General features: G+C 72.7%; 9 protein-coding genes. 5 read left to right on the top strand and 4 right to left on the bottom strand.

Annotated features, from left to right (window positions below; genetic code table 11):
- The first annotated feature begins 224 nt into the window (after nt 1–224).
- The 5 genes from ACIQHQ_RS02565 to ACIQHQ_RS02545 are packed head-to-tail and all read left to right on the top strand — an operon-like array spanning nt 225 to nt 6755.
- On the top strand, nt 225–1853 hold the full coding sequence (locus ACIQHQ_RS02565; RefSeq protein ID WP_402609320.1) for an ABC transporter substrate-binding protein: 1629 nt from the start codon (nt 225–227) through the stop codon (nt 1851–1853).
- Nucleotides 1854–1857: 4 nt separating this feature from the next.
- The gene (locus tag ACIQHQ_RS02560; protein WP_402609318.1) at nt 1858–2820 is read left to right on the top strand and encodes an ABC transporter permease; all 963 of its coding nucleotides are present in this window, start codon (nt 1858–1860) and stop codon (nt 2818–2820) included.
- A 7-nt stretch (nt 2821–2827) separates the two neighbouring features.
- Nucleotides 2828–4801, top strand: a complete 1974-nt coding sequence (locus ACIQHQ_RS02555) for a dipeptide/oligopeptide/nickel ABC transporter permease/ATP-binding protein (protein WP_402609316.1) — start codon at nt 2828–2830, stop codon at nt 4799–4801.
- A complete protein-coding gene (locus ACIQHQ_RS02550) occupies nt 4798–5826 on the top strand; it encodes an oligopeptide/dipeptide ABC transporter ATP-binding protein (protein ID WP_402609314.1) in 1029 nt (342 codons plus the stop codon). The genes ACIQHQ_RS02555 and ACIQHQ_RS02550 overlap by 4 nt, the downstream gene beginning before the upstream one ends.
- On the top strand, nt 5823–6755 hold the full coding sequence (locus tag ACIQHQ_RS02545) for a dihydrodipicolinate synthase family protein (RefSeq protein ID WP_402609311.1): 933 nt from the start codon (nt 5823–5825) through the stop codon (nt 6753–6755). The genes ACIQHQ_RS02550 and ACIQHQ_RS02545 overlap by 4 nt, the downstream gene beginning before the upstream one ends.
- Before the next feature lie 10 nt (nt 6756–6765).
- Here the strand turns inward: ACIQHQ_RS02545 and ACIQHQ_RS02540 are convergent, their stop codons facing one another.
- From ACIQHQ_RS02540 to ACIQHQ_RS02525, 4 genes are all read right to left on the bottom strand, one after another.
- The gene (locus ACIQHQ_RS02540; protein WP_402609309.1) at nt 6766–7428 is read right to left on the bottom strand and encodes a response regulator; all 663 of its coding nucleotides are present in this window, start codon (nt 7426–7428) and stop codon (nt 6766–6768) included.
- On the bottom strand, nt 7425–8603 hold the full coding sequence (locus ACIQHQ_RS02535) for a sensor histidine kinase (protein WP_402610604.1): 1179 nt from the start codon (nt 8601–8603) through the stop codon (nt 7425–7427). The genes ACIQHQ_RS02540 and ACIQHQ_RS02535 overlap by 4 nt, the downstream gene beginning before the upstream one ends.
- A gap of 108 nt (nt 8604–8711) precedes the next feature.
- Nucleotides 8712–10805 (bottom strand): MMPL family transporter, encoded by a 2094-nt coding sequence (locus ACIQHQ_RS02530; RefSeq protein WP_402609307.1) that lies wholly within the window; start codon nt 10803–10805, stop codon nt 8712–8714.
- A gap of 151 nt (nt 10806–10956) precedes the next feature.
- Entirely contained in the window at nt 10957–11655 is a 699-nt protein-coding gene (locus ACIQHQ_RS02525) for a TerB family tellurite resistance protein (RefSeq protein WP_402609305.1), read from the bottom strand.
- Nucleotides 11656–11862: the final 207 nt, after the last annotated feature.

Raw genomic sequence — 11862 nt, 5'->3', positions numbered from 1 at the left:
ATGCCACCCCCGCCCCTGGCGGTAGCCGGCGCTCGGCCTGCTCCGACAAGCCGTCAACTCGCGCCACCGACGGCGTCATTGGTCCGGCCCTCTGGCGGATACACCATTCGTGTGCGATCCCTTGACCGCCCCCATACCCCCTCCTATGGTCGCTGACCGCAGGACGTAGGACGTCGTATCTCCCCTGCCGGCCCCCTTCCCCCCGGACCCTCGCTGGAGGACCCGTGCGCGACGTGACCCCCGACGTGCCGGCACCGCGCCGCCGGTCGTTCCTGAAGTACACCGGCGCGCTGGGCGCGACCGCCGCCGTCTCCACGTCGCTGTCGGCCTGTTCGTCCGGGCCGGAGTCCACCAACGACACCGGCATTGGCGGTGACCGGGAACGGACGCTCACCGCGGTCATCGGCTACGGCAACGACGGCAGCTGGGACCCCACCCAGACGGCGTCCGCGTTCTGCATGGCCGCCAACCACCACGTCTACGAGGGGCTGCTGGACACGGATCCGATCTCCCGGGAACCGTACGCGGCGCTGGCGACCGAGGTGCCGAAGGATCCGGACAGCACGTCATGGAGGTTCGCGTTGCGGGCGGGCGCGACGTTCCACGACGGCAGGCCCGTCACCGCCGACGACGTGGTGTTCGTCTTCCGGCGGATCCTCGACCCGGACACCCAGACCCTCGCCAAGGGCTTCTTCGCGAGCTGGCTGAAGGAGGTCCGGAAGATCGACGCGCACAACGTCGAACTGGTGCTCAAGTTCCCGTTCCCGGACGGTCTTTCGCGGCTCACGCTCGCCAAGATCATGCCGAGGCACGTGTACGCGAAGCCGGGCGGCTGGGACGACGCCGTCAAGGGCAAGGCGATCGGCTCGGGGCCGTACCGGCAGACCGCTCACCACCCGAAGTCGAACACGACCTTCGAAGCCTTCGACGCCTACAACGGCCCCCGCAAGCCCGCCTTCCGGAAGATGAACTGGCTGACCATCGTGGACGCGGCACCCCGGGTCGCCAAGATCTCCGGGTCGAGCGCGGGCGCCCAGATCGCGGACAACATCCCGTACGCCAACATCGGGCAGTTGGAGAGCGGCGGGCTGACGGTCGCCGGCGGGGCCGGGATGAACAACCTGTTCCTGATGTTCAACACCAGGCACAAGCCCTTCGACGACGTGCGGGTGCGCCAGGCCCTGCACTACGCCATCGACACCGAGAAGATGGTGGAGGTCGCCCTCAAGGGCCACGGCAAGCCCTCCAGTTCCTTCCTCGACGAGGCCAACCCGTCCTACCGCCGGGCGAAGACGGTCTACGACCACGACCCCGACAGGGCGAAGGCCCTGCTGAAGGAGGCCGGGGCCGAAGGGCTGAGCATCGACATCCTCGCCGTGAACGTCAGCTGGATCGTCGACTGCCTGCCCACCGTCAAGGCGTCCTGGGACGCGATCGGGGTGAGGACGACCCTGTCCCCGCAGGAGACCACGGCCGTCTTCACGAAGATGGACCAGAAGCAGGACTACCAGGTGGTGGCCGCCGCCTCGAACCCCAACCAGTTCGGCGTCGACGCCGACCTGATCATGCGGTACAACTACGGGCCCGACAACCTGTGGATGCAGTACACGCGGTGGGCCTCCGACCCGGTCGCCAGGCAGCTCTTCACGGACATGGACCGGGCCACCCGGGAGCCCGACCCGCAGAAGAAGAAGACGATGGTCCAGGACTACATCGACGTCGTCGCCGAACAGGCCGTGCTCTACCCGGTCGTCCACAACGAGCTGATGACCGCCTGGGACCCGGCGCGGCTCAGCGGGATAAGGGCGCAGCCCTACCCGGGCATCAACCTCCTCCAGGCCAAGTGGGCCTAGCCACATGACGGCCGTCCTGCGGATCCTGCTCCGCCGTGTCGCCCTGCTCGTGCCGCTGATGCTCGGCATCGTGCTGTTCGTGTTCCTGGTGATGCGGTTCTCGGACGTCGACCCGGCGTCGGCGTTCTTCCAGGGCGCCAACCCGACGCCACGGCAGTTGCACGACTTCCGCGAGGAACACGGCCTGCTGGATCCGCTGCCGGTGCGCTACGCCGGCTTCGTCGCCGATCTGCTCCACGGCGACCTCGGCACGAGCGCGCTGACCCGGGCGCCGGTGCTCGACCAGGTCGCCACCGCGCTGCCGCTCACCCTCCAGCTGACGTTCCTCGGCCTGGGCATAGCGGTCGTACTGGCCCTCCTGGGCGGCGTGACCGCGGCGATCCACCGGGACCGGCTGCCCGACCAGATCATCCGGGTGGTGTCCCTCACCGGTGTCGCGGCGCCCGGCTTCTGGCTGGCACTGCTGATGATCCAGTACCTGGCCGTCGACCTGGGCTGGTTCCCGACCGGCGGTTACATCAACCCGGCCGACTCGCTCACCGGCTGGCTGAAGACCATGACCCTGCCGGCGTTCGCGCTGTCGCTTCCGGTGGCGGCGCAGCTGACCCGGATCGTGCGCACGGCCGTGGTCGAGGAACTGGACAAGGACTACGTACGGACGGCGATCGGGAGCGGACTGCCGCCGCGGGTGGTCGTGGGGCGCAACGTGCTGCGCAACGCGCTCGTCACCCCGCTCACCGTGCTCGGTCTGCGCGTCGGCTATCTGCTGGGCGGCGCGGTCGTCATCGAGACGATCTTCTCGCTGCCCGGCATGGGCAAGCTGATGATCGACGCCGTGAAGAACGGCGATCCGGCCGTCGTGCAGGGCGTGGTGCTGACCACGGCGGCCGGATTCGTCGTGGTGAACCTGGTCATCGACGTCCTGTACCTGCTGGTCAACCCGCGATTGAGGGATGCGCCCCCATGATGACCGCATGATGACCCGCAAGGGCCTGGCCGAGGCGCTGTGCCGGCCCGGTGTCCGGCTGCGCGGCCCGCGCAGGCTGCCGGTGCCGTCGAGGATCGCCGTCTGCTTCCTGGCGGTCGTCGCCGTGATGGCGCTGTGCGCGCCGCTCCTCGCCCCGCACGACCCACTCGACCAGCAGCCGCCGGCGGACGGCACCGGGCATCCGTCGGCCGGGCACTGGATGGGCCAGGACAGCCTCGGCCGGGACATCCTGAGCCGGCTGATGTACGGGGCGCGCTGGTCGCTGGCGATCGGGCTCGGCGCGACCGGACTCGCCCTGGTGGCCGGCGCGCTGCTGGGGGCGATCGCGGCGACCTCCCGCAAGGCGGTGGACGAGACGCTGATGCGCTGCCTGGACATCGTGATGGCGTTCCCGGGGATCGCGCTGGCCGCCGTGCTGGTGGCGGTGTTCGGCGGTGGCATCACGGTGCTGATCTGCGCGATCGCGTTCCTGTTCACGCCGCCGGTGGCGCGGGTGGTCCGGGCGAACGTCCTCGACCAGTACGGCGAGGACTATGTGACGGCGGAACGGGTGATCGGCGCCCGCACTCCGCACATCGTGCTGCGGCACGTGGCGGTCAACTGCGCCGCGCCGGTGCTGGTGTTCTGCACGGTCCAGGTCGCCGAGGCGGTCGTGTTCGAGGCGTCGCTGTCGTTCATCGGGGCGGGCGTACGGCCGCCGGACCCGTCCTGGGGCAGTGTCATCGCGGACGGCAAGAACATGGTGCTGACCGGCGGCTGGTGGGCGACGGTGTTCCCCGGGCTGCTGATGCTGGTCACCGTGCTGTCGCTGAACATCCTGTCCGAGGGCGTGTCCGACGCGTGGGCGGCCCCGTCGGCGCGGGATGCCGAGGCGCCCGGCGATGACCCGGTGGAGGCCCCGGAGCCCGGCAGCGGGGAGGTCGTGCGGCTGCCCGGTCTGGCGGAGGCGGCCCGGCGGCTGCGGGCCCGGGCCCGTCCGCTGCCCCGGGGCGGGCAGCCGGTGCTCGCGGTGGAGAACCTCACGATCGGCTTCGACCAGCGGCACGGCGGCGTGGACATCGTGGACGGCATCGGCTTCGAGGTGCGCCCCGGGGAGGTGCTCGGGCTGGTCGGCGAGTCGGGCTGCGGCAAGTCCCTGACCGCGCTGGCGATCATGGGCCTGCCGCCGAAGGGGGCGCGGATCGGCGGCCAGGTCCGTTTCCACGGGCGGGACCTGCTCGCCGAACCGATGCGCGTACGCCGCGGGCTGCTCGGCCACGAGATGGCGATGATCTACCAGGACGCCCTGTCGTCGCTGAACCCGGCGATGACGATCCGCGCCCAGCTGAAGCAGGTCGTGCGACGCGGCGGGCACCGGAGCCCCGCCGAGCTGCTGACGATGGTGGGCCTCGACCCGGGGCGCACCCTGCGCAGCTACCCGCACGAACTGTCCGGCGGGCAGCGCCAGCGCGTCCTCATCGCCATGGCCCTGTCCCGCGACCCGAAGCTGATCGTCGCCGACGAGCCGACGACCGCCCTGGACGTGACCGTGCAGGCGCAGGTCATGGAGCTGCTGCTGCGGCTGCGCGAGGAGCTCGGCTTCGCGCTGATCCTCGTCTCGCACGACCTGGCGCTGGTCGCGGACGTCACCGACCGCGTGGTGGTGATGTACGGCGGGCAGATCGTGGAGGCGGGCGTGACCGCCGACCTGGTGGGGGCCCCGGCCCACCACTACACACGCGGTCTGCTCGGCAGCGTCCTGTCGCTGGAGTCGGGGCAGGAGCGGATGACGCAGATCAGGGGCGTCGTGCCGGCCCCGGCCGACTTCCCCGCGGGGTGCCGCTTCGCCGGCCGCTGCCCGCGCGCGAGCGCCGTCTGCCGGACGACGGCCCCCGTCCTGGCCGGCACGCCGGCGCACACGGCGGCCTGCCATCACCCGGCGACGGAGCTCGCGGCCACCGAGACCGAGGCGGTGTCATGAACGCACAGCCCGCTCTTGTGGAGCTAACCGACGCCCACGTCGTCCACAAGGCCCGCGGCGGTGGCCTCTTCACCCGCGAGCGGGTGTACGCCCTGACCGGCGCCGACCTGGTGATCGCGCCCGGCGAGACCGTCGGCGTGGTCGGCGAGTCGGGCTGCGGCAAGTCGACGCTGGCGAAGGTGCTGGTGGGGGTGGAGCGGCCGACGCGGGGGACGGTGTCGTTCCGGGGCAGGGACCTGTGGGCGATGCCGGCCGCCGAGCGGCGCCGGACCGTCGGCGGCGGCACCGGCATGATCTTCCAGGACCCGTCGACGGCCCTGAACCGCCGCCTGACCGTCCGGCAGATCCTGCGGGACCCGCTGGACGTGCACGACCGGGGCACGAGGAGGCAGCGCGACGACAGGGTCCGCGAGCTGATGTCCCTCGTCGGCCTGCCCCGGCCCCTCGCCGGTGCCCTGCCCGGCCGGCTCTCGGGCGGGCAGCGCCAGCGCGTGGCGATCGCCCGGGCCCTGGCCCTTGACCCGGATCTGGTCGTGGCCGACGAGCCGACGAGCGCCCTGGACGTGTCGGTCCGGGCCCAGATCCTCAACCTCCTGCTGGACCTGAGGGAACGCCTCGGTCTGGCGCTGGTGTTCGTCTCGCACGACATCCAGACGGTACGGCGCATGAGCGATCGCGTGATCACCATGTATCTGGGCCGGATCGTGGAGGAGTCCCCGGCCGCCCTGGTCACCGACCGGGCCCGGCACCCGTACACCCGTGCCCTGTTCTCCGCCACGCCCGGCCTGCTCGACCCGATCGAACCGATCCCGCTGGCCGGCCCGGTCCCGTCGGCGACCCGGCCGCCGAGCGGCTGCCCGTTCCGCACCCGCTGCTGGAAGGCGGACGGCATGTGCGCGGACGAGATGCCGGGCTTCTCCGCCGCGTCGGCACCCGCGCACCGCTTCCGCTGCCACCATCCTGTCCGGGAGGACGAGTCGACCCGCGACCTCGTCCACCGACGCGACCCGATGGAGGCGCCATGACCTTCGCCCCGCTGAGCGGTGTCATCCCGCCCGTCTGCACGCCCCTGACACCGGACGGCGAGGTGGACGTCCCCTCACTGCTCGGACTCGTCGACCATCTGCTGGCCGGCGGCGTGCACGGACTGTTCGTGCTCGGCTCGACCTCGGAGGCCGCGTACCTCCCCGACCGGCAGCGCAGGCTGGTCGTCGAGTCGGTCACCGGCCATGTGGGCGGGCAGCTGCCGGTGCTGGCCGGGGCGATCGACATGACGACGCCCCGGGTCCTGGACCATGTCGCGTCGGTGACGGCGGCGGGCGCGGACGCGGTCGTCGTCACCGCCCCGTTCTACGCCCGGACCCACCCGGCGGAGATCGCCCGCCACTACCGCGCGGTCGCCGCCGCGAGCCCGGTCCCGGTGATCGCCTACGACCTTCCCCTCGCCGTCCACACGAAGCTGCCTGCCGACGTGGTGCTGGAGCTGGCCGCGGACGGTGTCGTGGCCGGGCTCAAGGACTCCAGCGGTGACCTGGCCGCCTTCCGCCAGGTCGTGACCGGAGTCCGGGAACGCCAGGGCGTCACCGGATTCAGCGTGCTGACCGGCTCCGAGCTGATCGTCGACGCGGCCCTCGCGATCGGCGCGGACGGCACGGTGCCGGGCCTCGGCAACGTCGACCCGCACGGCTACGTCCGCCTGGACCGCCTGTGCCGCGCCGGGGACTGGGACGCGGCCCGTGCCGAACAGGAGCGCCTGTGCGCGCTGTTCGGCATGGTGACCGTCGGCGACCCGGCCCGGATGGGACCGAACTCCTCGGCGATCGGCGCCTTCAAGGCCGCCCTGCACCTGCGGGGCGTGATCGGCTGCCCGGCGACGGCGCGGCCGCAGATCCCGCTGTCGCCGGAGGAGGTGGAGCGGGTGGGCAAGTACCTGGCGGCGGCCGGGCTGCTCTAGAACCCGTCCTTCAGACGCTCCCCGGCGTCACCATCCCCGACTCGTACGCGACGATGACCAGCTGCGCCCGGTCCCGTGCCGCCAGTTTGCCCATGATCCGGCTGACGTGGGTCTTCGCGGTGAGCGGGCTCAGACCCAGCGCGTTGGCGATCTCGGTGTTGTTGAGGCCGCGCGCGACCAGCGCGAGCACCTCCCGCTCCCGGCCGGACAGGCACTCGGGCCCGCCGGTCTCCGGTGCGCGGGGGCTGCGCAGGAACCGCTCGATCAGCCGTGCCGTGGGCCCGGGCGACAGCAGGGAATCCCCGGCCGCGACCGTGCGGATGGCGTCGAGGAGTTCGGCCGGCCTGGTGTCCTTCACCAGGAACCCGGAGGCACCGGCGCGCAGGGCGTCGACGATGTTCTCGTCGGTGTCGTACGTGGTGAGGACGAGCACCCGCACGCCCGCGAGGTCCTCGTCGGCGGCGATGAGCCGGGTCGCCTCGATGCCGTCGAGATCGGGCATGCGGATGTCCATCACCACGAGGTCGGCGCGTGCGCTGCGGGCCAGTTCGACGGCCTGCCTCCCGGTGGCGGCCTGACCGACGACCTCCATGTCCCTGGCCGACTCCACGAGCATCGCGAACGCCTCCCGCACCAGCGTCTGGTCGTCCGCGAGCAGCACCCGTACGGTCATCCGGTCCTCTCCCCCGTCGTGGCCAGCGGCAGGACCGCGGTCACCTCGAATCCGCCCCCGGTGCGCGGTTTGGCGTCGAGTGTGCCACCGACGCTGCGGGCCCGCTCGCGCATGCCGACGAGCCCGAAGCCCGGGGTCGTACCCGGGGCCGGTCCGGTGCCGCCGTCGCGGACCGACAGGTGCAGGGCGCCGTTCCGCTCGTCCAGCTCGACCCGGACGGCCGGTTCGGGCCCCGCGTGCCGTACCGCGTTCGTCAGGGCCTCCTGCACGATGCGGTAGGCGGCGGCGCCGACGGCGGGCGGCGCGTGCCGTATCCGCACCGTCTGCTCGACCCGGGCTCCGGCGAGCCGCGCGGCCCGGGCCAGGTCGGGCAGGCCGTCGAGGCCGGGCAGCGGGCCGCGGGCGTCCGGGGGGCCGTGCTCGCGCAGCACCTCCAGGGTCGTACGGAGTTCACCGCGGGCGCTGCGGCAGGTCTCGGCGATGTCGTCGAGGGCCTTGGCGACCGTCTCCCGGTCGAGCCGCTCCGGGTCGGCGGACAGCACATGGGCGGCGACGGAGGTCTGCACCCCGATGAGGGTGATGCTGTGGGCGAGCAGGTCGTGCAGATCCCGGGCGATCCGCAGCCGCTCCTCGGCGACCCGCCGCCGGGCCTCCTCCTCACGGGTGCGTTCGGCACGTTCCGCGCGCTCCACGATGGAGGCGACGTACCGGCGGTAGACGCGCACGTCGGCACCGCAGAACAGCACGGCGACGACCCAGCCCGAGATGCGGAGCACCTCCAGCGCCTCGTGCATGCTGACGGTGAGCATCACGCCGACCGAGAGGCTGATGACCCCGGCCCCGACCAGGACGGTGCGCAGCGGGCGGCCGGTGACGGCCACCGTGTAGAGCGCGATGTACGTCGCCGGGGTCGGCGCGGTGTGGCTGTTGTCCAGGGCGTGGTACGGCCCGACACAGACCACGACCGCGAGCAGCACCAGCAGGGGCCGCCGGCGCCGCCACGCGATCGGCACGTTGCAGGCGACCAGCAGCGTCCAGCCCAGCGCGTCGGGCCTGCGCCCGTCGTCGACGAGCAGGGCCAGGGCGATGGCGAGCGCGGCGGCGGCAAGGGCGAGCAGCGCGTCGTTGCGGAGGGCGTGCGGGGCGGTCAGGGGGTCGCGGTTGATCGCGGCCATGATCCGCTCCGCGGGCCGCGACCAGGTCGGCTGGGTGGTGGTGGGAGCCTGCACGGCATCATCCTCGGCCAGGAGGGCGCCCCTCCGGGAGAGGAGGGGCGCCGTGGGTCAGCGGGCGTTGGCGGCCACAGGCTCCTGCTCCTTCGGCGGAACCGTCCGCTCCGGCGCCCGCGAGAGCTTCCCCGGCCACCACACCCGGCGCTTGAGCAGCACACTCGCGGTGGTCACCAGGTACGTCCGCACCAGGAACGTGTCGAGCAGCACCCCGACCGCGATCACGAACCCGAGCTCGACCAGCCCCACCATGGGCAGCGTGGTCAACACCGCGAAGGTCGCCGCCAGCACGACCCCCGCCGAGGCGATGACCCCGCCGGTCGTCCGCAGCGCGGTGAGCGCCGCCGCCTCCGGCTCGGCGCCGCCCACGGACTCCTCCCGCATCCGGTGCATCAGGAAGATGCCGTAGTCGACACCGAGGGCGACCAGGAACACGAAGGACAGCAGCCCGAGCCCCGGATCGTTCCCGGCGAACCCGAACACCGGCTCGAAGACCAGCCCGCCGATCCCGAGCGCGGCGCCCCAGACCGCCACCACCGCCGCCAGCAACAGCAGCGGCGCGACGAGGCTGCGCAACAGCCCGACCAGGATGACGAACACGGCACCGAGCACCAGCGGCACGATCACCTTCCGGTCCCGCGCCTCGCTCTCGGCCAGGTCGATCTGCTGCGCGCTGGGCCCGCCGACGTACGCGCCCACGGGATCGAGCCCGGCCCGCAGCGCCTCGATGGTGCGGGTCTCGGCCGGGGACTCGGGGGCCGCGGTGGTGAAGACGGCGATCTCGGTCCAGCCCGAGCCACTGCGTCCGGGCGCCACCTCGGCGACGCCCCCGGTGGTCCGGGCCCGCTCGGCAACCGCCTCGGCCCGCTCCTCGGGCGCGATGACCGTGACGGGCCGGCTGCTCCGCTCGGGATACTCCCGTGCCAGCGTCTGCATCGCCGTGATGGACTCGGGCCGCTCGGTGAAGAAGTCCTCCTGCTTCAGGCTGCCGGACAGGTTGAACGTACCGAGCGCGAGAGCACCGAGCAGCACGGCCCCGCCGGCGAGCACGGTGGCGGGGCGCCGCGTCGCCGAGCTGCCCATCGCGGCGAACAGCGACCGCCGGGCCTTCGGCTCACTCCCGAACGCCGGGATCAGCGGCCAGAAGACCCGCCGCCCCAGCAGCACCAGAACCGCCGGCAGCAGGGTCGTCATGGCGACCAGCGCGGCGAGCACCCCGATCGTGCCGACCGGGCCCATGCCCCTGCTGCTGTTGAGGTCGGCAGCGAGCAGGCACAGCAGCCCGGCCGCGACGGTCCCCGAGGAGGCGAGGATCGCCGGTCCGCAGCCGCGCAGGGCGGTGCGCATGGCGTCGTACGGCCGCTCGTGACGCCGCAGTTCCTCGCGGTAGCGGGCGATGAGGAGCAGCGCGTAGTCGGTGCCGGCGCCGAGGACCAGCACGGTCATCACGCCGCCGCTCTGCCCGGTGACGGTGACGTCGAACAGTTCGTGCAGCCCGTACCCGGCGGCCATCGACACGGCGGCGGCGGCGCCCGCCACGGCGAGCGGCACCAGCCACAGGAAGGGGCTGCGGTAGATGAGGATGAGCAGCACGGTGACGACGCCGAGCGTGGCGAGCAGCAGCGTGGCGTCGAGTGTCCCGAACACCTTGTTCATGTCGGTGTTCAGCGCACCGGGCCCGCCGACCTCGACGCTGAGCCCACCGCCGCCGTCGGCGATGTCCCGCACCCCGTCGACGAACGCGTCCCGGGCCTCCTCGTCCTGGCCCGGCTGGGTGCTCGAGACCGGGTACATCAGAGTGGAGCCGTCCTTCGACGGGATGCCCCGCGGCTCCCCGGAAAGGTCGTAGGCGCCGCTCACCTCGGTGATCTGCCGGTCGGCGGTGCGCCGGTCGGCGTCGGTCAGACGGCCGTCACGGTGGTAGACGAGCACCAGGTCGGTCGACTCACCGCCGGGCAACTCGTCCTGGATCCGCGCCACCTGGGTCGAGTCGGCGCTGTCGGGCAGGTAGTCGACCGCGCGGTTCTGCTGGATGTCGGCGAACTTGCCCGCGAGCGGCCCGACCAGCACGAGCGCGGCGAGCCACAGCCCGACCACCACCCAGGGCACGGCCCGCTTCCGCCCGGTACGCGTCCTTACGGCCCCCATGTGTCCGGCTCCCTCCGGTCGGGTGTCTGGTCGGTCTCCAGACTCCCGTCGGCCGGGGGCCGTTTCGTCGGGCGTGAGGTCGAACCGGGGGCTACTGCCGGGGGTGGTCCCGGCCGCGTGTTACTCCCCGGGGAGTACGTGGGGGCGTGCCCTACGAAGGCGTGCGCGCCGCCGCTGCGAGCAGCCGGCTCACGTCGTCGGAGCAGAGGGTGAGCGCCGCACCCACCGTCGCCAGCACATCGCGCTCGGCCGGGGTGTACGGCGCGTCCGCGAGGGCGATGCGGGCGCCCTGCAGCAGGATCGATTCGCGGCCGACGGTGGCGAGGTGCGGGGCGAGCGGGTCCAAGGCCTCGTGCAGCTCTATGGCGAGCCCGGCGCCGCAGGGTCCGCCGGTGATCCGGCCGGTGTCGGCCTCCAGCGCCTCGACGAGGGCGGCCAGCCGCTCCTCGGTGCAGTCGTCGAAGCCGGCCGCGCGCACGGCGAGTACGGCGGCCTCCAGTGCCGTGCGGGAACCGGCGCCGCCCGCGGCCAGCACCGCGAGGGCGACCGTGTGCACGGCGTCGCGGAGCATCGCGGAGAAGCGCGTGGTGGTGGGGTGGTCGAGGGCGTCCGTGCCGAAGTGGCGACGGCAGGCGGCGCACTCCACGACCGGGCCGGTCTCGCCGCGCGGCAGCACGGGCAGGCCGAGCAGGGTGAAGCGGCGCTGTCCGGTCAGCCGCTGGTAGTTGCGGTCGCCGCCGCAGCCGGGGCAGAAGAACTCCCCGTCACCGGCGGCCGTCCACGCGGTGCGGGTGCCCAGGATGCGCGAACACCTGGCGGCATGACCGTTTCGTCCCCGTCCTGGCAGCACGTCGCACCTCCGTCACGCCGCGCGGCAACGCCGCCGCGCTTGCGTGATGTTAGCCACATCAAAGACGTGGAGTCAGCACCCTGGAGGAGACCTTTCCGTGACCTCCACAGCGAATGGCCGGTATACGACGGGGCCCCACCCGCCGTACACCGGCGGGTGGGGCCCCTGTGGCGTCCCTCGAGCGGCCTTCGGACGCAGACCCGTACG

It is taken from the genome of Streptomyces sp. NPDC092370 (assembly GCF_044755265.1).
Lineage (GTDB): Bacteria > Actinomycetota > Actinomycetes > Streptomycetales > Streptomycetaceae > Streptomyces.
This window is presented reverse-complemented; position numbering and strand designations above follow the sequence as displayed.

Excerpts from the sequence above, each read along its gene's own strand:
- ACIQHQ_RS02555 (WP_402609316.1), top strand. The coding sequence starts at position 2,828 with ATGATGACCCGCAAGGGCCTGGCCGAGGCGCTGTGCCGGCCCGGTGTC.
- ACIQHQ_RS02540 (WP_402609309.1), bottom strand. The coding sequence starts at position 7,428 with ATGACCGTACGGGTGCTGCTCGCGGACGACCAGACGCTGGTGCGGGAG.
- ACIQHQ_RS02535 (WP_402610604.1), bottom strand. The coding sequence starts at position 8,603 with ATGGCCGCGATCAACCGCGACCCCCTGACCGCCCCGCACGCCCTCCGC.
- ACIQHQ_RS02545 (WP_402609311.1), top strand. The coding sequence starts at position 5,823 with ATGACCTTCGCCCCGCTGAGCGGTGTCATCCCGCCCGTCTGCACGCCC.
- ACIQHQ_RS02530 (WP_402609307.1), bottom strand. The coding sequence starts at position 10,805 with ATGGGGGCCGTAAGGACGCGTACCGGGCGGAAGCGGGCCGTGCCCTGG.
- ACIQHQ_RS02560 (WP_402609318.1), top strand. The coding sequence starts at position 1,858 with ATGACGGCCGTCCTGCGGATCCTGCTCCGCCGTGTCGCCCTGCTCGTG.
- ACIQHQ_RS02550 (WP_402609314.1), top strand. The coding sequence starts at position 4,798 with ATGAACGCACAGCCCGCTCTTGTGGAGCTAACCGACGCCCACGTCGTC.